The sequence below is a fragment of the Paraburkholderia phytofirmans PsJN genome (assembly GCF_000020125.1).
GTDB classification, from domain to species: domain Bacteria; phylum Pseudomonadota; class Gammaproteobacteria; order Burkholderiales; family Burkholderiaceae; genus Paraburkholderia; species Paraburkholderia phytofirmans.
In genome coordinates, this window is record NC_010681.1 from 1,358,296 (window position 1) to 1,380,816 (window position 22,521).

Genomic DNA, 22,521 nt, shown 5'->3' on the forward strand with positions numbered 1-22,521 from the left:
GGCGACCCGCGCGCGCTGCTTATTTAAGGGTCCGTAGACCGTTGGGTGTTTCGAACTCGGCGACGAGCGCCGGCGCGCCTTCCGTGTGCTGCAACTCGATCAGATGCGCCGCGCCAAGCCAGCGCAAGTGCGCCGCGACCGTGTCGGCTTGCGGGTGCTCGCCTTTCAAGGCTTTCAGCGAAATCTCCGTTTCCGGCAAGGATGTGGACGGATGCTTCGTCGTGTCCCACTGGATCAGCGAGGGCAGCACGCCGTCGCCGACGCCTTGCCAGGCGGGGAACGCGCCGTCGTCCGGCACGGTCAGGCGCCATGTGAAATCGCCGCGCGTCATCGGCACGACTGGGGGAATGCGCTGCGGATATTGCGCTTGCCACGTCGGCAGGTGTTTCGGCCGCTCGACCCGGGCGACCCAGTGCGACAGATACGGCCCGTTTTCGAGCCGCGCGTGCGTTGCCGGGTCGTCGAGCGCGAACAGGCGGGGGCGCGGCGCGCTGCCGTCGGTGGGCGCATTGTCCAGAGCGGCGGCTTGCGGATCGATCGCGAGCACTTCCAGATACACGCCGCCCCACAGGTTCAGCAGGCGGTTATGCGTGCGCATCAGCGGATGCGCGCCGCCGCCGGCCGGCGCGACGCCGAGCGTATCGGCGACGTACTGCGTACCCTCGTCGAGGGTGCGGGCGGAAATCACGAGATGATCGAGGCGTAGCGGATGAGCAGTCATGACGGAGCGGGGAACGGTTTTTGTGCGGGTTTTCTGCGATGAACCCGGGCGGGGCTGGGTGTCGCGGCAACGCTGCTGGGGCCGTAAGCATAACCGTTTGCCGGATCGGCGGGCCATGCGGATGGTGTTCGGCAGGGTTTTGCCGGAGAGCGTGTGGGGCGTGGTGAGAGTCGCCGTGCCGCCATACCATCCTCTACTTCTCTCGAATGTAGCGACGCCGACCGGCACAGTAACGGTACAATCAATTCGATACTGTTCGGTACAGTTGGAGCCCGCCATGTCCGTCCCGCTTACCCAGATTCCCACTCCGCACGACACCACGTCGCTGACGCTGGTCGAGCAGCTCGTCCAGTGGGCGCGCCGCCGCATCGAGGAGCGCGTGTTCCGCCCCGGCATGCGCATGCCGTCGATCCGCAAGCTGGCGCTCGACAAGGGCGTGTCGCGCTTCACGGTGGTCGAGGCGTACGAACGGCTGGTGGCGCAGGGTTTTCTGGAGTCGCGGCGCGGCTCCGGGTTCTATGTGCGCGAACGGCTGGGCGGCGCGGCCAGTGCTAGCGCCGAGATTCATCCGCTCACCGCGGCGGCGCCGGCGCCCGCCACGATCGACGTGGTTTGGCTGCTCCGCAACATGCTGCACACCGGCGCGCGCCCCGAGCGCAGTCCCGGGCTGGGTTATCTGCCGGCGCGCTGGCTCGACGGCGACCTGATCACCAACGCGCTGCGCACGCTCGGCCGGCAAAGCGGCGCGCAGATGCTCGGCATCGGCACACCGCAGGGTTTTTTGCCGCTGCGCCAGCAATTGCAGACGCGGCTCGAGGAACTGGAGATCGGTGCGTCGCCGGATCAGATCGTGATGGTGTCCGGCATTACGCAGGCCATCGACCTGATCTCGCGCATCTACGTCAAGCCGGGCGATGCGGTGATCGTCGGCGATCCGGCGTGGTTTCAGATGTTCGGGCGTTTCGCGTCGCAGGGCGCGCGGCTAGTGGGCATGCCGTACACGCCGGACGGCCCCGATCTCGACGCGCTCGAGTCGCTCGTACAGACGTGGCGCCCGAAAATGCTGGTCATCAATTCGGTGCTGCAGAACCCGACCGGCACGTCGCTCACGGCGGCGCAGGCGTTCCGCATTCTGCGCCTCGCCGAAGCGTACGATTTCATCGTCGTCGAGGATGATATTTACGGCGATCTGTGTCCGCCGAGCTATCCGGGCACGCGCCTCGCGAGTCTCGACCAGCTGAAACGCGTGATCTATCTCGGCAGTTTTTCGAAGACGCTCGCGCCGAATCTGCGCGTGGGTTTCATTGCCTGCGCGCCCGAAGTGGCGACGGCGGTCAGCGACCAGAAAATGCTGGTCGGCATGACGAGCCCGGAACTGAACGAGCGTGTGCTGTACAAGATTCTGACCGAAGGCCACTACAGGCGGCATGTCGAACGGCTGCGCGTGCGGCTCGACGGCGTGCGCGAGAAGTCCGTGCGAATGCTGGAGAAGACCGGCCTGAAGCTGTTCCTGACGCCTATGGCCGGCATGTTTTTGTGGGCCGACACGGGCGTCGACGCCGACGCGCTGGCGGCCGCCGGCCACGAAGCCGGCTTTCTGCTGACGCCCGGCAGCCTGTTTTCCCCGCAGCAGTCGTCGACCACCTGGATGCGCTTCAATATTTCCAATTGCGGCGATCCGGAACTGGCCACCTTTTTGTGCCGGTATCTCGACAGCGTGGCGCGCCGCGCCTCTTGAAACCGCGCCGGCGTGCCCCCAATTAGGCGGACGATCCGGCGGCTTGCGCATCCGGCGGCCGACGCTTCGGCCCAGCGCCGGCACACCGGCACGCCGACGTCGCCGGCGAGCCGCAACGCGCTGCGCCGCGCCCGACTTGAACCCCATTCGCAACAGAGAGGAAGTCCGACCATGGCACAAGAAACCATGAGCTTTCAGGCAGAAGTGAAACAGCTTCTGCACCTGATGATTCATTCGCTGTACAGCAACAAGGAAATTTTCCTGCGCGAGCTGATTTCGAACGCCTCCGACGCGGCCGACAAGCTGCGCTTCGAAGCGATCGAAAACAGTGCGCTGTACGAAAACGATCCGAACCTGCGGATTCGCGTGTCGTACGACAAGGCCGCGCGCACCATCACGCTCGACGACAACGGCATCGGCATGAGCCGCGACGAAGCGATCGCCAACCTCGGCACGATCGCGCGCTCGGGCACCAAGGAATTCTTCGGCAAGCTCTCCGGCGACCAGCAGAAAGATGCGGCGCTGATCGGCCAGTTCGGCGTGGGCTTTTATTCGGGCTTCATCGTCGCGGACAAGATCACGGTCGAGACGCGCCGCGCCGGCTTGCCGGCTTCGGAAGGCGTGCGCTGGGAAAGCGCGGGCGAAGGCGATTTCGCCGTCGAGCAGATCGAGCGCGCCGCGCGCGGCACGACCATCACGCTGCATCTGCGTGCTGATGAAGATGAGCTGCTGTCGTCGCACCGTCTGAAGTCGATTATCCAGAAGTACTCCGATCACGTCGCGCTGCCCATCTTGATGCAGAAGGAAGAGTGGGACGCGGAAAAGAGCGAGATGGTCACGAAGGACGAGGACGAGACCGTCAATCAGGCCAGCGCGCTGTGGACGCGCTCGAAGAACGAGATCACCGACGAGCAGTACAAGCAGTTCTATCAGCACCTCTCGCACGACCATCAGGATCCGCTCACGTGGACGCATAACCGTGTGGAAGGCCGCAGCGAGTACACGCAGTTGCTGTACGTGCCGACCCACGCGCCGTTCGACATGTTCAATCGCGATTATCGCGGCGGCCTGAAGCTGTATGTGAAGCGAGTGTTCATCATGGACGACGCCGAGCAACTGCTGCCTGCGTATCTGCGCTTCGTGAAGGGCGTGGTCGATTCGGCGGATTTGCCGCTGAACGTGTCGCGCGAAATTCTGCAGGAAAGCCGCGATGTCAAGGCGATCCGCGAAGGCGTGACCAAGCGTTCGCTGTCCATGCTCGAAGAGCTGGCCAACTCGGATAACGAAGCCGACAAGGAAAAGTACGCCGGTTTCTGGAAGGAATTCGGCCAGGTGCTGAAGGAAGGCATCGGCGAAGACTTTGCCAACCGCGAGCGGATCGCGAAGCTCGTGCGTTTTGCGTCGACGCATACGGAGACAGCCGAGCAGACCGTGTCGCTGGCCGACTACGTCGCGCGCATGAAGCCCGAGCAGACCAAGATCTACTACGTGACCGCCGACACCTGGCAGGCGGCGACCCACAGCCCGCACCTCGAAGTGTTCCGCAAGAAGGGCGTGGAAGTGCTGCTGCTGACCGATCGCGTGGATGAGTGGATCCTGTCGTTCCTGAACGAATTCGAAGGCAAGCCGCTGCAAAGCGTGGCGCGCGGCGATCTCGATCTGGGCGCGTTGAACGACGAAGAAAAACAGGCGCAAGAGAAGGTCGGCGAAGAGTTCAAGCCGCTCGTCGAGAAAATGAAGGAAGCGCTGAAGGACAAGGCCAAGGACGTGCGTCTCACGTTCCGCCTGACCGATTCGCCGTCCTGCCTCGTTGCCGACGACGGCGAAATGAGCGGCTATCTGCAGCGCATGCTCAAGGCCGCGGGCCAGACGGCGCCGGCGTTCCATCCGATTCTCGAAGTGAATCCGGAGCACGCGCTGGTGAAGGGCCTGCACGCGGACAGCGCGAACTTCGACGACTGGTGCCACCTGCTGTTCGATCAGGCATTGCTCGCCGAAGGTGGCGCGCTGGACGATCCGGCGAGCTTCGTGAAGCGCACCAATGCGCTGCTGCTTGCGCGCGCGAACTGAGCGCGGGTCGAGCTTGACGCCACGGCGTCGTTTTGACGCTCGAGGTTGAAAATGCGCTGCTTCGGCAGCGCATTTTTTTTGCCTTTTAGCGCGCCGCGGCGTGACTCAGCGAAGCGCGGCCGCTCCACTTTGCCGCTTCCGGCCGAGCGCTTAACGCGCCGGCGCCGGTCCCTCCAGATGACGCACTTGCGAGAGCACGCTACCGGCCAATTCCTTGGCCTCGTGACATGAAGTGTGATCGGCCAGCACTTTGGCGGCGAGACTGCCGATCGCCTTGCTGGTCTGTTTCGACGTGTGATGTTGCGCCAGCGCCGAGCCCGCCAGTTCTTTCTCCAGTTGCGCGACGCCCGCGCGCCGTAAAACGACCGCAGCCAGATGAGCGATGCTGTCGGATGTTTCCTTCGATTTTCCAGTGTTCAAAGCTTGCTCCGTGTTGTAGTTGATTGACCTGGTCGACTAATGGGCGTTGCTCGTAGTCGATTGAAATTAATTATGGTTAACTAACTAAATAGAATCAATGGTATTAAATTGAGATTGGTTTATGAGATGTAAAAGCGCGGTTTTGTCTTATGCTCGCGCGATTTTTATTCGGAGGCCTGAAGCATTATTTCCAATCTCTAAGCATTGAAAGCACTGGGTCCTATTTTTGTGATTACGCCTTCGCGCATGACAACAACAACGCTCTGAATTCCCATGTCCGATTCCGCTCTGGCAGTACCTTCCGATTCCGTTCATCTCCTGTGGTCCATCTTGCGCGAGCAAGGTTTCGATGCCGCCGCGCGTCGCGCAGTCGAATTCGCCGTGGCAGGCGGGACGCCGCAGCTACACGCCGACCTGTGCACGAGCGCGGGGCGTTTCGAAGAGGCGTATCACAGCGCGTCGCAAGCACAAGCGTGCGCGAACGGAGCGCGCCATGCGCGGGTCGCGCTGTTCGCCGACGCGCTTGGCTACGCCAGCGCCGCGCAGCGCAACAGCGAGCGGGCGGTGGCCACGCAGCCGGTCGAGACGACGATCGACTGGGTCGCGTGGCTGATCGGCACGTGCGGCGCGCACTCCGCGGCCGCGCGAATCCTGCGTGCTTACGAGCGTCGGGCGCCGCGGGACGCGCGCGCGCCGTGGTGGTTGTCGATCGCGTTGGCGGCGCTGCCTGAGGCGAGTGCGCGGGACGAGCGTCGCGCGGCGCTGTCGCGGGCGTATGCGCTCGACCCCGCGATCGATCCGGCGTTGCCGTTGCAACTCGTGCTGGCATTCCGGGAGGTGCGCGATTGGCCGACGGTCGAGCGTATCTGCCGCGAAGGTCTTGCGCGCAATCCCGCGGATGCGGAGATGGCGTGGCAACTCAGCCACGCGCAATGGCAGTGCAACGACGCAGCCGCGGCGGAGGCCACCATGCGCGCCGTGGACGCCGTCGCGCCCGGCAATGCGGACGTGCTGGCGGCGGTCGGCATGTATCTGAACGAGCAGGCGCGCTATGCGAACAGCGAGGCGGCGCTGCGAGCGGCGCTCGCGATCGATCCGTCAGCGGTGCAGGCAGCGGTCGATCTGGCGGACCTGGAACTGCGGCGCGGCGATTGGTCGAGCGGGTGGCCGCGTTTTGAGGCGCGTCTCGCGCGCGAAGACCGCGAACAGAACAACGTCGTCAGCGTAATGACACGTTTGTGTCCGCGCTGGCGTGGCGAAACGCTCGCCGGCAAGACCCTGGTCGTGCACAGTGAGCAGGGCAGCGGCGACGACATTCAGATGGTGCGTTTCGTCCCGCAGCTCGCGGCGCGTATGCATGACGAAGGCGGACGGCTGGTGCTTGCCGTGCGTCGCGCGTTGCAGCCGCTGTTTGCGCGTTTCTACGTCAATTGCGTGTCGATCGAAGAAGGCCCGCTCGGCTCGCCAGACTACGCGTTGCCGCTCATGAGCCTGCCGCTCGTGCTCGGTCTCGATCCGGAGCAGGTTCACGGAGCGCCTTACTTGCAGGCCGATACAACGAAGGCGGCGGCTTGGCGCGAACGGATCAGCGCGCACGCACCGGGCGCGACGTGGCATGTCGGCCTCGTCTGGTCGGGCAGCCCGACGCATCGGCGCGACGCCAAGCGGTCGATTCCGCTTGCAGCGCTGGCGCCGCTGCTGACGCTTCCAGATGTCGTCTTCCATCCGCTCACGCCCGGACGCCACGCCGATGTGACGGCGCTCGCCGCGCAGGGATATCGCCTGTGCGATCTGACTGGCGATTACAAGGACGGCTTCGACGACGTAGCGGCGCATCTCACCGCGCTGAACGCGCTGGTGACGATCGACAGCGCGCCGTTGCATCTTGGCGGCGCGTTAGGGCATCGCGTGCTGGCCATGCTCGATCACGTCTCCCACTGGTCGTGGGGCAACGAAGAGGCGCAGCCCTGGTACGACTCGGTCGAGCTGTTCCGGCAGCCGCAGCCTGCGCAATGGGCGCCGGTGGTCGAGCGGGTGGCCGCGCGTCTGAAGACGATGCTCGCGCCGCACCAGACGGCCTGAGCGGCGCACACTGCGCCGCGCCAGGTTCAGAGCAACTCACGCAACTCATCGACTTTGATGCACGAACACGAATTCCCATTCCCCACGAGCGTCTCCAACGATCTCGGCGCGATGACCGCACATGCCGACGCCTGCTTCGCCGCGGGGCGTCATCACGAAGCAATTGCCGACTACCAGCGCGTTCTTGCCGAACAGCCGCACAACGTACACGCGCTGCATCGGCTCGGCCTCGCCTTGTTTTGCGTCGATCGGCCCGACCGCTCGCGCGAGCATTTCGATCAGGCATTGAACGTCGCGCCTGAGCGCGCGGATATCTGGGAGCATCGCGGTTTGATCGCCGCGCTGGACGGCGAGCTGATCGCGGCCGAAGCGTTCTACTATCGCGCGGTGGGCCTCGGTGGCGGGACCGTGAGCCTGCATCGAAATCTGGGCGATTGCCTGACGCTGTCGGAGCGTCTCGTCGAAGCACGCGGCCACTACCTCAAGGCGCTTGAACTCGAACCGACGTTGCATCACGCCGTTCGCTCGCTCGCACGAATCGGTACCGAGCTCGAACGTTATCAGGACGCAGCGGACTACTGGCTGCGTGCATGGGCGCTCGACCCGACGCATCTGCCGGACGCGCTCGACCTGATTACCGCGTTGTCGAGAGCACAGCGCGGCGAGAGGATCGACAGCGTGCTTGCCGAACTGCGCGTTCGCTTTGCATCAGACGCATCCGCGTTTCAACAGGTGGCCTTTGCATTTAACAACGCGGAGCGTTTCAGCGATGCAATCAGCGTCGCCATCGAAGCGCTCGGCGTCGATCCGCGAAACGGCTGGCTGCATCACAACGCGTCGTTTGCGTTCAACATGCTGGGCGACTTCCCGGCCATGCACGCGCATGCCGCCGAAGCCGCGCGGCTGATGCCCGATCATCCGCTGATGCAGTTCAACCTCGCCGCCGCACAACTGCGTGCCGGCGACTACGAAAACGGCTGGAAGCAATATCGGTGGCATGAAGCCCTGCCGGAAAATCACGACCTGGTTCGCCCGGCTTATCCAGAATGGCAAGGAGAGCGCGTAACGGGCCGCCGCTTTCTGCTCGTCGGCGAGCAGGGGCTGGGCGATCAACTGCAGTTCTTGTGTATGGCCGACTGGTTGAATAAGCGCGGCGCACAGGTCGACGTCTGGGTCGAGGCTCCGCTTGGCGAAGTGGCGCGAAGCGCCGCCGGCGTACGTGCCGCATGGACGACCGCGCCGCCCGGACCGTACGACTACTGGTGCCGCATGCTCAGCATGCCGGAGCCGATGAAGCTGGACCTGCCGATGTTGCCGCTCGCGACGTCGTATCTGCGAGCGGAACCCGCGCAGGTGCAACGTTGGCGGAGCCGGCTCGACGCAATCTGTGCGGCCGATACACGCGAAGCGCCCGCAAAACGCGTCGGCATTGTCTGGGCCGGTAATCCGGCGTACGAGCTCGATCGGTATCGGTCGATTCCGTTGCGCCATTGGCTACCGGTTTTGCAACAGACCGGTGTGCACTGGTTCGCGCTGCAAAAGGGCGAGACGCAGAACGAGGCAGCGTCGTGTGCGGATTTGAGCATGCACAGCCTCGGGCCGGAGATCGGTACGTTTGCCGACACGCTGGCGATCGTGCAGTCGCTCGATCTGGTCATTACGGTGGACACGGCGGTTGCGCATCTGGCCGGCGCATGCGGCACGCCGGTCTGGGTGCTGGTGCCGACGTTCACCGACTGGCGCTGGCTGACGGAGCGCGACGATAGTCCGTGGTATCCGTCCGCGCGACTGTTCAGGCAGCGTGAGTTGGGACGTTGGGATACGGTACTCGACGAGGTCGCACAAGCATTGCACGATTTTGTCGCTGGCTGAAAACCGGGCGCCTCACACGCGCCCAGTTTTTCGGTTGAAGGCGGCCGTGAATGGCCGTCGGTTACTTCTTGCCCATCAACGTATCCATCGTCTCGCCGCGCACGACGATCTCGGTGCGACGGTTCAGCGCGCGGCCTTCGGGTGTATCGTTGCTTGCCACCGGATTGTTGTACGCATTGCCCTTGGTGCGAATACGGTCCATGGCGATGCCGCGCGCCACGAGCGCGTAACCCGCCGCGCTCGCGCGCGCCTCGGACAAATGCTGGTTGTATTCGAGCGTGCCGACATTGTCGGTGTAGCCCTCGACGACAATCGGTTTCTTGCTGCGCTTGAGCAGCACGGCCGAACGATCGATGACCGCCGCCGCGTCGCTGCGCACCTCGGATTTGTTGAAATCGAACAGGGCGGTTTCGGGCAGCTTGACCGCGACACCGCCGGCGACCGGCGCCACCTCGATACCGACAGCCTTGTTCAGCGATGTCTCCGTGTCGCGGTTCAGTTGCGCTGCGCAACCTGTCACCAGCAGGATAGAGATCGCGCATGCGGTTGTGCTCAGAATGTTCCTCATCTTCGTGTCTTTTCCTTGATTGTTCGTTCATGTGGCGCGCCGTCGATCGCGGCGGCCGGCTTTGCAAAGCACGGAGGTTTTATCGCGCGACGCGAGCCGCGGAGAATCGGAACTATCTGAAATCGACACGCCAGTGGAAGTGCTTCACGACCCGTGTCGTAATCGACGGAATCTGCTGAAGGGCGAGACCTGCGCGCTGGCGAATGGTCCGACAGCCGCGCCGTTATAATCCGACACCATGTCCATCCGTTTCGATGCCGCCGACGCCCACTGGCGCGTCGCGCCCTTACCCGGCTTCACCGCCGCCCAGAAAGACTGGCTGACTCGCGGCGGTTCACTGACCGCGCATTTGCGTGCGCTCGGCGCCGTCGCGGTACGCGTCACGCACGAAGGCGTCGCGCTGCCGTGGGCCGACGAGAGCGCCGCGCTCGGCCTCGTGCCGCGTGCGCCGGTCTGGGTTCGGGAGGTCGCGCTATCGGTCGACGGCGTACCGTTCGTGGCGGCGCATAGCGTCGCGCCGCTCGCCGCAAGCGCCGGTGTGTGGCAGGCCATACGGCGTCTGCGCACGCGGCCACTGGCCGAGTTGCTGTATAGCGATAGCAGTGTGGCGCGGTCGTCGCTGGTGAGCCGCAGGTTGACCGCGCGGCATCCGCTCTATCGTCTGGCTGCGAATGAAATCGAGGGGTTGCCGCCGCACGCGCTGGTCGCGCGCCGCTCGGTGTTCGAGCGCCACGGCGCGCCGCTGATGGTCACCGAATGCATGTTGCCGGCGTTATGGACACATCTGGCGAGCTTGTCAGGCGCGAGCCGATCGGACGATTGGGTCGCCCATCCGCGGGTGCGCGAACACGGCCGTGCGCTCGAACACACCGCATCGCGCGCGCATCCCGCGACGCGTGCGTCCGACGAACGGAGCCGGTGATGCTGCGCGGTTTTCCTCCAGTTGCCGCTGCGGATACGCATACGCTGATTCTCGGCAGCTTTCCCGGCGAGGCGTCGCTCGCCGCGACGCAGTACTATGCGCATCCGCGCAACCAGTTCTGGCGCCTGCTCGGCGCCGTGCTCGACGAACCGCTCGCCGAACTCGCGTACGACGAGCGCTTGCGCCGCGTGCTCGCGCATGGCATCGGCGTATGGGACGTGCTCGCCGCCTGCACGCGCGAAGGCAGTCTCGACGCCGCGATCCGCAATGCCAGCCCGAACGATTTCGCTTCGTTGCGCGCGCACGCGCCGAAGCTCGCGAAAGTCTGCTTCAACGGCAAGACGGCGGGCCGCTTTGCGCCGGTGATCGGCGCGGCGGGCTACGCCACCCTCGTATTGCCTTCGTCGAGTCCGGCGAATGCTATGCTCTCGTTCGACCAAAAACTGCGTCTTTGGCGCGACATCCTTACATGACGAAATTGATCAAGCGCGCTTCCGCTGAAGTGCGTGCCTTCCGCAACCGCGACGCCGAAGCCGCCGGTGGGAAACAAAAGCCGCATAAATCGCAGAACGCCACGCGCAACAAAACGCGCGTTTCGCACGACGACGATCTGCACGACGCGCCGCAAATCGAAGCGCCGCGCAAGCCGCGTTTCGCGCCGGTGACTTTCTCGGAAGAGGGCGGCGTGCGCTTCCTGCATTTCGGCACGGAGTGGGTGCAAGGCGCGATGCGTCTGCGCAAGCCGGATCACATCGAACTCGAATACGCGCAGCAGATGATGGCCTGGCTGCTGTTTATCGAAACGCCCAGGCGCATCGTCCAGCTCGGTCTGGGCGCCGCGGCGCTGACCAAGTTCGCGCACCGCTTCCTGACGCGCGCGAAGGTCGAGGCGGTGGAAGTGAATCCGGCGGTCGTGGTGGCCGCGCGCACGATGTTCGAGTTGCCGCACGACGATGCCCGTCTGACGGTGCACGAAACCGACGCGTGGGACTTCGTCAACGACCGCGCCAACCACGGCACGATCGGCGCGTTGCAGATCGACGTCTACGACGCAACGGCGCGGGGTCCGGTGCTCGACAGCGTCGGCTTCTATCGCGCGGTGCGCGCGTGCCTGACCGACGCGGGCGTGGTGACGGTGAATCTGTTCGGTGATCACCCGAGCTTCGTGCGCAACATGAAGCGTCTGAACGAAGCCTTCGACGGCCGCGTGGTCGCGCTGCCGGAAGTGCACGACGGCAACCGCATCGCGATCGCGTTCTCGGGTCCGGCGCTCGAGGTGCCGTTCACGGCGCTGCAAGCACGCGCCAGGCTGATCGAGGCGGAACTCGGTCTGCCCGCGCGTAAATGGATCAAGGGTCTGCAGGAATCGACCGGGCAGCACGGCGACTCGTTCTCGATCTGATTGCAACGACCCATGCGGTCGGGCCGCGCAAGCCGGCCCGATCCAAAGCAGTGCATGGACTGAATGTCCTCGCCGACGCGCCACGCGCCGTTGCGCCCACGCGACGTTCGCCGCTTTCATCCATCGCGCATTGAACAGCCGGTCTTCTTCCTCGCAAAGCGGGCCGGTCTGCGGGCCGGTCTGTCAGACCCAGGCGGCACGCCCCGATGCGCCTCGCCGCAGCGCTTGAACGCCTCCTGCTGAAACACCTTCGCGCCGACGCTGAAAGCACGTTCGTGCTGGGGTCGTCCCTGCTTGACCGCGCTCTCGCCGCTCCTATACTCTTTCGAAGCTTTCGGGGCGCCCGTGGCCATCCGCTATGGGATCCACCACCCGTCAAACACGGGCCAACATTTCAATAATAGGGAAGAGGAGACGTCATGGCTCACGACGCCGACGCGAACAAGGCCAGCAAGCACTGGCTCTGGTTGCTGCTGTTGCCCTGGATCGCGATGATCTGGGTGCCGTCATATAACAAGGTCGAACCGGTGCTGTTCGACTTTCCGTTCTTCTACTGGTATCAGCTCCTGTGGGTGCTGATCAGCGCAGTCATCACGGCGCTCGTGTACTTCAAGACCAAGACGCGCTCGCGTTCCAATGGCCGTCCGCAGGGGGGCGCACGATAATGAACGCCATAGCAACTTTCGTCTTCGTTCTGTTTTTCATCGGCGTCACGATTCTCGGCTTTATCGCGGCCCACTGGCGGCGCGGCGATCTTGCGCATCTGGAAGAGTGGGGCCTCGGCGGCCGGCGCTTCGGGACCATCGTCACGTGGTTCCTGCTGGGCGGCGACCTGTACACCGCGTACACCTTCATCGCCGTGCCCGCGCTGGTGTTCGGTGCGGGCGCAACGGGTTTCTTCGCGCTGCCGTACACGATCCTGATCTATCCGTTCGCGTTCGTGGTGTTCCCGAAACTGTGGAGCATCGCCAAACGCCAGGGCTATGTGACGTCGGCGGACTTCGTGTCGGCGCGCTATGGCAGCCGGATGCTCGCTCTGGCGATCGCCGTGACCGGCATCGTCGCGACCATGCCGTACATCGCGTTGCAGCTGGTCGGTATCGAAGTGGTGATCGGCGCGCTCGGTTTCGACACCAAGGGCTTTGTCGGCGATCTGCCGCTGATCATCGCGTTCGCGATCCTGGCGGCGTACACGTACACCTCGGGTCTGCGCGCGCCGGCCATGATCGCGGTGGTCAAGGACGTGCTGATCTACATCACGATCTTCGCCGCGATCATCGTGATTCCGCCGCAACTGGGCGGCTTCGGTCACATCTTCAGCGTGGTGCCCCCGGCCAAGCTGCTGCTGAAGGCGCCGGACGTCTCGAGCCTGAACGGCTACAGCGCGTACGCGACGCTCGCGGTGGGGTCGGCGCTGGCGCTGTTCCTGTACCCGCACTCGATCACAGCTGTGCTGTCGTCGAAGTCGGGTAACACGATCCGCCGCAATATGGCGATGCTGCCGGCTTACTCGCTGGTGCTCGGCCTGCTCGCGCTGCTCGGCTTCATGGCTTTGGCTTCTGGCGTGAAGGACATGCCGGAGTTCGCGCCGTACTTCAAGGCGTTCGGCCCGAACTTCGCGGTGCCGGCGCTGTTCCTGCATTACTTCCCGTCGTGGTTCGTCGGCGTGGCGTTCGCGGCGATCGGCATCGGCGCGCTGGTGCCGGCGGCGATCATGTCGATCGCGGCCGCTAACCTGTACACGCGCAACATCCACAAGGAGTTCGTCAATCGCAACATGACGCATGAGCAGGAGACCAATGTCGCCAAGCTGGTCTCCCTGATCGTCAAGGTCGGCGCGGTGGCGTTCATTCTCGGCCTGCCGCTCACGTACGCGATCCAGTTGCAGCTGCTCGGCGGGATCTGGATCATCCAGACGCTGCCGGCGATCGTGCTGGGTCTGTACACGCGTGTGCTCGACTACCGCGGCCTGCTGGCCGGCTGGGCGGTTGGCATTGCAACCGGCACGTGGATGGCGATTTCGCTGAAGCTGGCCGGCTCGATCTTCACGATCCACCTGTTCGGCATGGCGATTCCGGGCTATGCGGCGGTGTGGTCGCTGATCGTGAACCTGGTGGTGGCGGTGGTGGTGAGTCTGCTGGTGCGTGCGTTCGGCATGCAGCGCGCCGAAGACCGCACCCGTCCGGAAGACTATCTGGACGTGGTCGAAAGCTGATCAAGGCTGCTTCATGTCGCGCAGATCCACGGGGCGCGACAGCCTGAAAAACGCGACGCCCGCACACCAAAATGTGCGGGCGTTTGTCCTGATGAGGCACTCCAGGGCAGGATAGCGGAACTGTCCTTCATCGTATCGAGCGCGCCGCCATGGCTTCTGCCGATTCCCGCACCGTGATTCCACGCCGCTCGGCCTTCAGCCGGATGGTCCGCGCGGTGACGTCGCCTTACTACCGCTATCGCCACGCCAAGGTGCTGCACAGTCTGCGTGTCGGGCTGGCCATGCTGGTGTCGATTCTGGCCACCACCGGCATCGACATTCCGCACGGCATCTGGTCGTCGGTCACTTTGCTGGTGGTGATCGGCGGCTTGCAGCATCACGGCAATATCCGCAAGAAGGCGGCGGAGCGGGCGGCGGGTACGCTGCTCGGGGCATCGATCGGGCTCACGCTGATCGTACTGCAGAATCTGACCGACTCGCCGCCGCTCACTTACGTGCTGATGTCGATCGTCGCGGGCATCTGCGCATGGTTCGCGATCGGCTCGTCGGGCTATATCGGGCTCCTGACGGCGATCACCATGTGCATTGTCGCGGGTCACGGCGACAACCAGATCGACGTCGGCCTGTGGCGCACGGCGAATGTGCTGATCGGCATCGTGATCGCGCTGGCGTTTTCGTTCGCGTTGCCGCTGCACGCCACTTATTCATGGCGCTACGGGCTCGCAATGAATCTGCGCGAATGTGCGCGCATCTACACGCGGCTGCTGGAGGGCGAAATGATCAGCGAGGAAGAGCAGGTCAGGCGCTTTCTGGCGATCAACAAGCGGCTTGTGCAATTGCGTTCGCTGATGCCTTCGGTCGCGAAGGAAATCGAGGTGCCGCAATCGAAGCTTGAGGAGATTCAGCGGCTGCACCGCTCGGTGCTCAGTTCGCTGGAGTTGCTCGCCACCGGTCCGCTGATGCAGGCCGACGCCACGGCGCGCGCCGCGTACGCCGAGCAATGCGGCGTCGAAGTGCGCGCTGTGCGCGCGACTCTGCTGGCGATGGCACGCGGCCTGCGCTTTGGCCGGGCGACGCACTTCGGCATTCCGTCCGCGTCGGCGCTGGCGCAGAGGCACGGCGACGCGGCGCTGAAGCTGCCGCCCGAATTTCAGGGACCTTACTGGCTCGGACAACGGCTTGCCGAACAGGTGGACCGCCTGCGCGAGCGGTTATTGGAAACCGAGCCGAACTGGAACATCGAACGGCGTGCGCGGCCTTTGTTGAAGGCTTGATGCGTTGGCGCCCGCTCCTGGGCGGCGCGGCGGGCTGACCGAATCGAGAGCAGTGACGAGCGCAATCGCGGCTGCCGTCGCGAGCGCCGCTGCGAACGCGGCAACTGCGGCAACCGCAACCACTGCTGGTGCGCACGCTCACTGTGGTCTGCTGTGCCGTCCCGTTCAACTGTCGGGCACTGTGACCATCCACATGAGACCGAAGCGATCGACCACCATGCCGAAGCCTTTGCTCCAGAATGTTGGCTGAAACGGGAGCGTTACCTGACCGCCGTCGGCGAGCGCATTGAAGAACTGTTTGGCGGACGCATCGTCGTCGGCGGTGAGTGAGAGGCTGAAGCCGTTCATGGTGGCAGCGGGATCGCAATGACCGTCGGAGGCCATCCAGTCGGTTGAGCCCATGCGCACATTGGCGTGCATGATTTTTTCTTCGAGACCGGGTCGCGGCTGATTTTGCGGATCGGGCGGCGCCTCCTTGTAGCGCATCTTGAAGGTGACTTGAGCGCCGAGCTTAGCGCAGTAATAGTCGAGCGCTTCCTCGCACCGTCCGTTGAAAAATACGTAAGGTTGAACAACCATGACCGTCTCCGGAAGATGTGAGCAGCGCGACATCCCGCAAGAGCCCACGGATTGAAGAAGTACCGCGCCGGCGCGCGCAGCGCCGCCGGAAGAATGAGTGCCTTGTCACGAAAGCGGAATGTGCGAGAACACAGATTCCAGATGCACCACTACCGCGACTGTGCGAGGGCTCCGCTTATGAGCTGGCGGTGTGAAGCGGCTTTCTTTGCCTACTTTCTTTGCCGCGGCAAAGAAAGTAGGTGCCGCCCCGCACAGGGGCGACGCCAATAGACCACCGAGAAAGGCCCTTGCAAAAAAGATTCTAGTCGTCGATCAGGCGTCAATTGTGACTAAATGTCGTAGACGCGACGGCGCGCGACGCGGTTCAAATGCAGCAGCAGACACGTGCCGCAGGTGAGTAAACGGCACACGGCCCTGAACCGTGAAGTCCAAGGCCGTGTACGTGGCGCGCCGCCAAGAAGCAGCGCAAGCGACTCTTACCGCAATGCTTCGATCAACTTCTCCAACTTAACCGCATCAGCAGCAAACGCACGAATCCCTTCAGCGAGCTTCTCAGTCGCCATAGCCTCGTCATTAACTAGAAACCGGAACGACGCTTCATCAACCGGCACGCGTTCAATATCCGCATCTTTAGCGCTATCCGGCGACAGCTTCCGCTCCACCTTCTCCGTGCTCTCCTGCAGCTTCTGCAGCAGATCCGGACTGATAGTCAGCAGATCGCACCCAGCCAGTTCGAGAATCTGCCCCGGCGTGCGAAAACTCGCGCCCATCACCTCGGTCTTGTAGCCGAACTTCTTGTAGTACGCATAAATGCGGCGCACCGATTTAACGCCCGGATCATTGGCGCCGCCATCTTTCGCTTCATCCCACGCGCTGCCGGCGTTCTTCTTGTACCAGTCGTAAATCCGCCCGACGAACGGCGAGATCAACTGCGCGCCGGCCTCGGCACAGGCCGCCGCCTGAGCGAGCGAAAACAGCAGCGTCATGTTGCAGTGAATGCCTTCCTTCTGCAGCACTTCCGCCGCGCGGACACCTTCCCACGTGGAGGCCAGCTTGATCAGCACGCGTTCGCGGCCGATGCCGTGCTCCTTGTACAGCGCGATCAGTTCGCGGCCCTTGGCGATAGAAGCTTCAGTGTCGAACGAGAGGCGCGCGTCCACTTCCGTCGACACGCGGCCCGGAATGATCTTGAGAATTTCGGTGCCGAAGGCGATCAGCAACTGGTCGATGATCGCGCCGACCGGCTTCGACGCGTGCGCCTTGACGGTCTTTTCGAGCAGCGGCTTGTAGTCGTCTTTTTGCACCGCTTTCAGAATCAGCGACGGATTGGTGGTCGCGTCCTGCGGCTTGTACTGGGCAAGCTGCTGGAAGTCGCCGGTATCGGCCACGACGGTGGTGTATTGCTTGAGTTGATCGAGTGCGGTTGTCATGTTCGGGCCTTCAGGGCGCGTGCGCGCCGTGGTTCGGGAGAAATGAGGTTGCCGCCGGCCTGAAACGCAAACCAGATCCGGCGGCCGCGGGTCACGCTGCAGCGCTGCCCGTCATCCTGCCAGGGAATTTTGACGGAAAGCGCTGCCGGATGCTTCTATTCTATGGCGGATCGGCTGATGCAGTGTTGACACTTGCCCGAGGCGATCCGTTCACTCCAATTTCAGACGGCGTTTTCCGCCGATTGATCCGGCGCTGACTGATTCTGCCGGGCGATCTGCCGACTGGTTTCGGCAGCAATCGGCGGCGGGACTGCGCGTCGTTGCTTCGCGTTGCAGGCCCTTCAGGCACGCGGCGCGTTTCTATACCATTTGCGTCGGCGCGGCTATCACCCGCCACTGGAGCACCGGACCGCTTTGCTGGGCTGCAGACGCATCAAGCGCGCCGCGCATTCAACACTACTTGCGTCAGCACACCCGCCACCAGCCCCCAGAAAGCCGAGCCGATGGACAGCAAAGTCAGCCCCGACGCCGTCACCATGAACGTGACCAGCGCCGCCTCGCGCTGCTTCATGTCCTGCATGGCATTGGCGAGCCCGCTCATGATCGAGCCGAACAACGCCAGCGCCGCGACCGACACGACCAGCGCCTTCGGCAAGGCCGCGAACAGCGCGGCGATGGTCGCGCCGAAAACCCCGGCGATCAGGTAGAAGATGCCGCACCACACCGCGGCCATATAGCGCTTGTTGCGGTTTTCGTGTGCTTCGGGGCCGGTGCAGATCGCCGCGGTAATTGCTGCAAGATTGATGCCGTGCGAGCCGAACGGGGCGAGCAGCAGCGAGGCGATGCCGGTGGTCGAAATCAGCGGCGCCGAGGGCGTGGTGTAGCCGTCCGCGCGCAGCACGGCGATGCCCGGCACGTTCTGCGAGGCCATTGCCACGACGAAAAGCGGAATCCCGATGCTGACGCTAGCCGCCACCGAAAACACCGGCATCGTGAACACCGGATGCGCCAGCGCGACGTGAAAGCGGCTGAAGTCGAGCAGCCCGAGCCCGCCGGCAGCCGCCGTGCCGACGATCAGCGTCGTGACGATCGCGTAGCGCGGCGCGAGCCGTTTGACGATCAGATAGGTGAAGAACATGGTCAGCACGAGCGCGGTCTGGAATTGCGCGGCGCGGAATATCTCGATGCCGATCTCGAACAGGATGCCCGCCAGCAAGGCCGAGGCGATGCCCGCCGGAATCTTCTTCATCAGCGTGTCGAACCAGCCGGTCAGGCCAACCAACGTGAGCAGCAGCGCGCAGACGATAAACGCGCCGATCGCCTCCGCATACGCCACATGCGGCAGGGAGGACACCAGCAGCGCAGCGCCGGGCGTCGACCAGGCGATCACGATCGGCGCGCGAAAGCGCAGCGACAGGCCGATCGTGCAGACGGCCATGCCGATCGACAAGGCCCAGATCCACGACGAAATCTGCGCGTCGGATAGATGCGCCGCCTGGCCCGCCTGGAACATCAGCACGAGCGAACTGGTGTAGCCCGTCATCATCGCGACGAAACCGGCGACGATGGCGGACAGCGAAGTGTCGGCGAAAGGATTGAGGCGCCCGGGCGGCGTGACGGCAGGGGACAAATCGGGCGTGGAAGACGGACTCATGCAGATGCTTTCTTATCGTTAAAGGTAAAACGAGGGCAAAACGAGGGTAAAACGAAAGTCAAACCTGGACGGGCTATTTGCTCAGCATGCGCATGGCGGCCTCGAGGCCGGCGAGCGTGAGCGGGTACATGCGATGGCCAAGCACTTCGCGGATCGCGCTGACCGACTGCCGGTACGCCCACAAGCCTTCCGGTTCGGGATTGAGCCACGCGTGATGCGGGAAATGATCGGCGAGCCGGCGCAGCCATACCGCGCCGGCTTCGGCATTGTTGTACTCCACCGAGCCGCCGGGCTGCAGCACTTCGTACGGGCTCATGGTCGCGTCGCCGACAAAGATCAGCTTGTAGTCGGACGTGAATTTGTGCAACACCTCCCACGTCGGCATGCGCTCGGCGTGACGGCGGCGGTTGTTCTTCCACAGGAAGTCGTACACGCAGTTGTGGAAGTAGTAGAACTCCAGGTGCTTGAACTCGGCTTTGGCGGCGGAGAACAACTCTTCGGTGCGCTTGATGTGATCGTCCATCGAGCCGCCCACGTCGAGCAGCATCAGCACTTTCACCTTGTTGTGCCGCTCGGGCACCATCTTCAGATCGAGCCAGCCGGCGTTCGCGGCGGTGCTGCGGATCGTGTCGGGCAGGTCGAGCTCTTCGGCGGCGCCTTCGCGCGCGAAGCGGCGCAGGCGGCGCAGCGCGATCTTGATGTTGCGCGTGCCGATTTCCACCTGGTCGTCGTAGTCGCGATAGGCGCGCGCTTCCCAGACCTTGACGGCGGTGCGATTACCCGCCGCGTCGCCACCGATGTGCACGCCCTCCGGGTTGTAGCCGCCATTGCCGAACGGCGACGTGCCGCCGGTGCCGATCCACTTGCTGCCGCCTTCGTGGCGCTCTTTCTGTTCGTCGAACAGTTCCTTCAGGCGCTCCATGAGCTTGTCGAGGCCGCCCATCGCCTCGATCTGCGCTTTTTCTTCGGGCGACAGATCGCGCTGCAGCTTCTTCTTCAGCCAGTCGAGCGGGATGTCGAAGGCAAGCTCCGAAGCTTGCGCGACACCTTTGAAGTACGCGCCGAACGCCTGGTCGAACTTGTCGAAATACTGCTCGTCCTTGACCAGCGTAATGCGCGCGAGATAGTAGAACTCGTCGAGCGACGGCGCGATCACGTTGGCCTTGAGCGCTTCGAGCAGCGTCAGGTATTCCTTCACCGACACCGGCAGTTTGGCGGCGCGCAGCGAGTAGAAAAAGTCGATCAGCATGCTGGGTCCTCTCCGGCGGCGGTTGGTCGGGGCGGCGCGCTTTTCCGTGGCGGCCTCGCGACCCTCCGGCTCCTGGTCACGATCTATACGCGCTCATTGAACGTTCAGTGAGCGCCCAATCAACGCTCAATCAGCGCTCGATCAACGGTTATTGCGGTTCATGAAGATCAGCCGCTCGAACAGGCTCACGTCCTGCTCGTTTTTCAGCAGCGCGCCATGCAGCGGCGGAATGATCTGCTTCTGGTCGGACGAGCGCAGCGCTTCGGGCGGAATGTCTTCGGCGAGCAGGAGCTTGAGCCAATCGAGCAGTTCCGAGGTGGACGGCTTCTTCTTCAATCCGGCGACGTTGCGCAGTTCGAAAAAGCTCTGCATGGCGGCCGCGAGCAGTTCCTTCTTGATGCCGGGGTAGTGCACCTCGACGATCTGCTGCATGGTGACCGGATCGGGAAACTTGATGTAGTGGAAGAAGCAGCGGCGCAGGAACGCGTCCGGCAGCTCCTTCTCGTTGTTCGACGTGATGATCACGAGCGGGCGCTGCTTCGCGCGAATCAGCTCGTGCGTCTCGTACACGTAGAACTCCATGCGGTCGAGTTCACGCAGCAAATCGTTCGGAAATTCGATGTCGGCCTTGTCGATCTCGTCGATCAGCAGCACGGTTTGCTCGTCCGACTCGAACGCCTGCCACAGCACGCCCTTGACAATGTAATTGCGGATGTCCTTGACGCGCTCGTCGCCGAGTTGCGAATCGCGCAGCCGCGACACCGCGTCGTACTCGTACAGACCCTGCTGCGCCTTGGTGGTGGACTTGATGTGCCACTGCAGGAGTGGCATGCCGAGCGCGGCGGCGACTTCTTCGGCGAGCATGGTTTTGCCCGTGCCGGGTTCGCCCTTGATCAGCAACGGGCGCTTGAGCGTCATCGCGGCGTTGACCGCGAGCTTGAGGTCGTCGGTGGCGACGTACTGCGATGAGCCTTCGAAACGCATGGCGAGATGCTCTTTTTTCGGGAAAAAACCCAGTATAAGTCAGAAGACCTGTTGGCCTGAAACCGCCTCGCGTAAGGTGTCACCCGCGGTGCCGTGGCGTGCAGCGAGTGCGCATGCGGCGTCGGCGAACGGGCCGAAGGCTCGCCCGGCGGGCCCGGTGGGCGGGCGCGCCGGGCGCGGGCGGGCTGAATGCGGCGTCGGTTGCCGTGCTGGCCGCGGAGCGAGCCGGTGCAACCTGCGCGAGCGGCCCGGATGCGACGGCGGCGGCCATGCCCTGCGAGTCGGGCGCGGCCGAGCAAAGCGGCGCTAGCCGTGGCTTTGCGGCAGCCGGATGCGCCGCGGCCCCGCGCGGTGGACGTTCGGCGCGGCGTCGCGGTACAATTAGCCCGATTTTTTTGGCCTGCGTGGCTACCCTATAAGAATAACGGCGCGGGCCGTTGCCTTTTGGTCGCCCGTTTCCCCTCAAGCCAGGTTACATGCTATGAATAAATTCGTTGGCAAAAACGTCGTGATCGCAGCGCTGTCGGTGCTCGCGGGCTATACGGCCAGTGTGCAGGCTGCGGATGTCGTCGGCAACGCGAAGGCGGGCCAAGGCAAGGTCGCGATGTGTATTGGCTGCCACGGCATTCCTGAATACCGCACGGCTTACCCTGAGGTCTACCGCGTGCCGATGCTCGGCGGGCAGAACCAGGCGTACCTCGAGAACGCCCTGCATGGCTACAAGAAGGGCGACCGCCATTTCGAAACCATGCGCGCCATCACCGCGTCGCTGTCGGATCAGGATATCGCCGACATCGCGGCCTACTACGCAGCGCAAAATTCCTCTTCGAAGAGCAATCCCGACAAGTGACCGGCTGCGGCTCGTCCATCCAGTCACTCGGCAAATAAATTCGCGGGATAGGAGAATTCATGAATAAGCCCCAACAGCCACTCCACACGGTGTTCAAGGCTGCATGCGCGTCGGCGGCAGTGATCGGTCTGGTTGCAGCGAACCTCGCGCACGCGGCCGACGCCGGCAACGGCAAGGTGCTGTCCGAAAGCCACAACTGCGCGGCATGCCACGGCGTGAACCTGAACAAGCCGGTGAGCCCGGAGTATCCGAAGCTCGCGGGTCAGCATTCGGATTACGTCTACTTTGCGCTGCGTCAGTATCAGATGGGCAACGGCAACCCGCATTTCGGCCGCAATAACGCGATCATGCAGGCGCAGGTGCAAAGCCTGTCGCAGAGCGATATGAAAGACATCGCCGCTTATATCGAATCGCTGAACGGCGATCTGGTGCAGAAGAAGTAAGCGCGTCGCACATCCTTCGCGCCGCTTTCTGATTGAACGACACCCCGC

20 protein-coding genes are annotated in these 22,521 nt (G+C 63.7%); 12 read left to right on the top strand and 8 right to left on the bottom strand.

What is annotated here, in order from left to right; translation table 11 throughout:
* Nucleotides 1-19 precede the first annotated feature (19 nt).
* On the bottom strand, nucleotides 20-721 hold the full coding sequence (locus BPHYT_RS05970; protein WP_012432250.1) for a VOC family protein: 702 nt from the start codon (nucleotides 719-721) through the stop codon (nucleotides 20-22).
* A 277-nt stretch (nucleotides 722-998) separates the two neighbouring features.
* Between BPHYT_RS05970 and BPHYT_RS05975 the strand changes: the two genes are divergently transcribed.
* Both BPHYT_RS05975 and htpG read left to right on the top strand, forming a co-directional pair.
* Complete coding sequence (locus tag BPHYT_RS05975) at nucleotides 999-2,459, top strand: aminotransferase-like domain-containing protein (RefSeq protein WP_012432251.1); 1,461 nt, start codon at nucleotides 999-1,001, stop codon at nucleotides 2,457-2,459.
* 171 nt (nucleotides 2,460-2,630) lie between these two features.
* The gene (htpG, locus tag BPHYT_RS05980) at nucleotides 2,631-4,529 is read left to right on the top strand and encodes a molecular chaperone HtpG (protein WP_012432252.1); all 1,899 of its coding nucleotides are present in this window, start codon (nucleotides 2,631-2,633) and stop codon (nucleotides 4,527-4,529) included.
* 150 nt (nucleotides 4,530-4,679) lie between these two features.
* Here htpG and BPHYT_RS05985 read toward each other — a convergent pair whose 3' ends face one another.
* Nucleotides 4,680-4,949, bottom strand: a complete 270-nt coding sequence (locus BPHYT_RS05985) for a hypothetical protein (protein ID WP_012432253.1) — start codon at nucleotides 4,947-4,949, stop codon at nucleotides 4,680-4,682.
* 273 nt (nucleotides 4,950-5,222) lie between these two features.
* On the opposite strand from BPHYT_RS05985, the gene BPHYT_RS05990 reads away from it, so the two are divergent.
* Both BPHYT_RS05990 and BPHYT_RS05995 read left to right on the top strand, forming a co-directional pair.
* Nucleotides 5,223-7,031, top strand: a complete 1,809-nt coding sequence (locus BPHYT_RS05990; protein WP_012432254.1) for a tetratricopeptide repeat protein — start codon at nucleotides 5,223-5,225, stop codon at nucleotides 7,029-7,031.
* A 57-nt stretch (nucleotides 7,032-7,088) separates the two neighbouring features.
* On the top strand, nucleotides 7,089-8,903 hold the full coding sequence (locus BPHYT_RS05995) for a tetratricopeptide repeat protein (RefSeq protein ID WP_012432255.1): 1,815 nt from the start codon (nucleotides 7,089-7,091) through the stop codon (nucleotides 8,901-8,903).
* A 61-nt stretch (nucleotides 8,904-8,964) separates the two neighbouring features.
* Here BPHYT_RS05995 and BPHYT_RS06000 read toward each other — a convergent pair whose 3' ends face one another.
* The gene (locus tag BPHYT_RS06000) at nucleotides 8,965-9,471 is read right to left on the bottom strand and encodes an OmpA family protein (protein WP_012432256.1); all 507 of its coding nucleotides are present in this window, start codon (nucleotides 9,469-9,471) and stop codon (nucleotides 8,965-8,967) included.
* 238 nt (nucleotides 9,472-9,709) lie between these two features.
* Between BPHYT_RS06000 and BPHYT_RS06005 the strand changes: the two genes are divergently transcribed.
* From BPHYT_RS06005 to BPHYT_RS06035, 6 genes are all read left to right on the top strand, one after another.
* Entirely contained in the window at nucleotides 9,710-10,393 is a 684-nt protein-coding gene (locus BPHYT_RS06005; protein ID WP_012432257.1) for a chorismate--pyruvate lyase family protein, read from the top strand.
* A complete protein-coding gene (locus BPHYT_RS06010; protein WP_012432258.1) occupies nucleotides 10,393-10,866 on the top strand; it encodes a DNA-deoxyinosine glycosylase in 474 nt (157 codons plus the stop codon). The genes BPHYT_RS06005 and BPHYT_RS06010 overlap by 1 nt, the downstream gene beginning before the upstream one ends.
* Nucleotides 10,863-11,795 (top strand): class I SAM-dependent methyltransferase, encoded by a 933-nt coding sequence (locus BPHYT_RS06015; protein WP_012432259.1) that lies wholly within the window; start codon nucleotides 10,863-10,865, stop codon nucleotides 11,793-11,795. The genes BPHYT_RS06010 and BPHYT_RS06015 overlap by 4 nt, the downstream gene beginning before the upstream one ends.
* Before the next feature lie 419 nt (nucleotides 11,796-12,214).
* Nucleotides 12,215-12,460 carry a DUF3311 domain-containing protein gene (locus BPHYT_RS06025; protein WP_012432260.1) on the top strand — a complete coding sequence of 82 codons (246 nt, stop codon included), beginning with the start codon at nucleotides 12,215-12,217 and terminating at the stop codon, nucleotides 12,458-12,460.
* A complete protein-coding gene (gene mctP, locus BPHYT_RS06030) occupies nucleotides 12,460-14,010 on the top strand; it encodes a monocarboxylate uptake permease MctP (protein WP_012432261.1) in 1,551 nt (516 codons plus the stop codon). The genes BPHYT_RS06025 and mctP overlap by 1 nt, the downstream gene beginning before the upstream one ends.
* Before the next feature lie 149 nt (nucleotides 14,011-14,159).
* Nucleotides 14,160-15,284: an FUSC family protein gene (locus tag BPHYT_RS06035; protein WP_012432262.1), complete on the top strand. Its 1,125-nt coding sequence runs from the start codon at nucleotides 14,160-14,162 to the stop codon at nucleotides 15,282-15,284.
* 165 nt (nucleotides 15,285-15,449) lie between these two features.
* Here the strand turns inward: BPHYT_RS06035 and BPHYT_RS06040 are convergent, their stop codons facing one another.
* The 5 genes from BPHYT_RS06040 to BPHYT_RS06060 form a co-directional block, all read right to left on the bottom strand.
* Nucleotides 15,450-15,863: a VOC family protein gene (locus tag BPHYT_RS06040; protein ID WP_012432263.1), complete on the bottom strand. Its 414-nt coding sequence runs from the start codon at nucleotides 15,861-15,863 to the stop codon at nucleotides 15,450-15,452.
* 476 nt (nucleotides 15,864-16,339) lie between these two features.
* Nucleotides 16,340-17,293 carry a transaldolase gene (tal, locus tag BPHYT_RS06045; RefSeq protein WP_012432264.1) on the bottom strand — a complete coding sequence of 318 codons (954 nt, stop codon included), beginning with the start codon at nucleotides 17,291-17,293 and terminating at the stop codon, nucleotides 16,340-16,342.
* A gap of 433 nt (nucleotides 17,294-17,726) precedes the next feature.
* Nucleotides 17,727-18,947 carry a benzoate/H(+) symporter BenE family transporter gene (locus BPHYT_RS06050; RefSeq protein ID WP_012432265.1) on the bottom strand — a complete coding sequence of 407 codons (1,221 nt, stop codon included), beginning with the start codon at nucleotides 18,945-18,947 and terminating at the stop codon, nucleotides 17,727-17,729.
* Between the two features lie 73 nt (nucleotides 18,948-19,020).
* Entirely contained in the window at nucleotides 19,021-20,196 is a 1,176-nt protein-coding gene (locus BPHYT_RS06055) for a vWA domain-containing protein (protein WP_012432266.1), read from the bottom strand.
* A 141-nt stretch (nucleotides 20,197-20,337) separates the two neighbouring features.
* A complete protein-coding gene (locus BPHYT_RS06060) occupies nucleotides 20,338-21,180 on the bottom strand; it encodes an AAA family ATPase (RefSeq protein ID WP_012432267.1) in 843 nt (280 codons plus the stop codon).
* Between the two features lie 481 nt (nucleotides 21,181-21,661).
* Between BPHYT_RS06060 and BPHYT_RS06065 the strand changes: the two genes are divergently transcribed.
* The gene (locus tag BPHYT_RS06065) at nucleotides 21,662-22,030 is read left to right on the top strand and encodes a c-type cytochrome (RefSeq protein WP_012432268.1); all 369 of its coding nucleotides are present in this window, start codon (nucleotides 21,662-21,664) and stop codon (nucleotides 22,028-22,030) included.
* Nucleotides 22,031-22,089: 59 nt separating this feature from the next.
* A complete protein-coding gene (locus BPHYT_RS06070) occupies nucleotides 22,090-22,473 on the top strand; it encodes a c-type cytochrome (RefSeq protein WP_012432269.1) in 384 nt (127 codons plus the stop codon).
* Nucleotides 22,474-22,521 lie beyond the last annotated feature (48 nt).

Coding starts and splice junctions, on each gene's coding strand:
- BPHYT_RS05970 (WP_012432250.1), bottom strand. CDS start 721: ATGACTGCTCATCCGCTACGCCTCGATCATCTCGTGATTTCCGCCCGC.
- BPHYT_RS05975 (WP_012432251.1), top strand. CDS start 999: ATGTCCGTCCCGCTTACCCAGATTCCCACTCCGCACGACACCACGTCG.
- htpG (WP_012432252.1), top strand. CDS start 2,631: ATGGCACAAGAAACCATGAGCTTTCAGGCAGAAGTGAAACAGCTTCTG.
- BPHYT_RS05990 (WP_012432254.1), top strand. CDS start 5,223: ATGTCCGATTCCGCTCTGGCAGTACCTTCCGATTCCGTTCATCTCCTG.
- BPHYT_RS05995 (WP_012432255.1), top strand. CDS start 7,089: ATGCACGAACACGAATTCCCATTCCCCACGAGCGTCTCCAACGATCTC.
- BPHYT_RS06000 (WP_012432256.1), bottom strand. CDS start 9,471: ATGAGGAACATTCTGAGCACAACCGCATGCGCGATCTCTATCCTGCTG.
- BPHYT_RS06005 (WP_012432257.1), top strand. CDS start 9,710: ATGTCCATCCGTTTCGATGCCGCCGACGCCCACTGGCGCGTCGCGCCC.
- BPHYT_RS06010 (WP_012432258.1), top strand. CDS start 10,393: ATGCTGCGCGGTTTTCCTCCAGTTGCCGCTGCGGATACGCATACGCTG.
- BPHYT_RS06015 (WP_012432259.1), top strand. CDS start 10,863: ATGACGAAATTGATCAAGCGCGCTTCCGCTGAAGTGCGTGCCTTCCGC.
- BPHYT_RS06025 (WP_012432260.1), top strand. CDS start 12,215: ATGGCTCACGACGCCGACGCGAACAAGGCCAGCAAGCACTGGCTCTGG.
- mctP (WP_012432261.1), top strand. CDS start 12,460: ATGAACGCCATAGCAACTTTCGTCTTCGTTCTGTTTTTCATCGGCGTC.
- BPHYT_RS06035 (WP_012432262.1), top strand. CDS start 14,160: ATGGCTTCTGCCGATTCCCGCACCGTGATTCCACGCCGCTCGGCCTTC.
- BPHYT_RS06040 (WP_012432263.1), bottom strand. CDS start 15,863: ATGGTTGTTCAACCTTACGTATTTTTCAACGGACGGTGCGAGGAAGCG.
- tal (WP_012432264.1), bottom strand. CDS start 17,293: ATGACAACCGCACTCGATCAACTCAAGCAATACACCACCGTCGTGGCC.
- BPHYT_RS06050 (WP_012432265.1), bottom strand. CDS start 18,947: ATGAGTCCGTCTTCCACGCCCGATTTGTCCCCTGCCGTCACGCCGCCC.
- BPHYT_RS06055 (WP_012432266.1), bottom strand. CDS start 20,196: ATGCTGATCGACTTTTTCTACTCGCTGCGCGCCGCCAAACTGCCGGTG.
- BPHYT_RS06060 (WP_012432267.1), bottom strand. CDS start 21,180: ATGCGTTTCGAAGGCTCATCGCAGTACGTCGCCACCGACGACCTCAAG.
- BPHYT_RS06065 (WP_012432268.1), top strand. CDS start 21,662: ATGAATAAATTCGTTGGCAAAAACGTCGTGATCGCAGCGCTGTCGGTG.
- BPHYT_RS06070 (WP_012432269.1), top strand. CDS start 22,090: ATGAATAAGCCCCAACAGCCACTCCACACGGTGTTCAAGGCTGCATGC.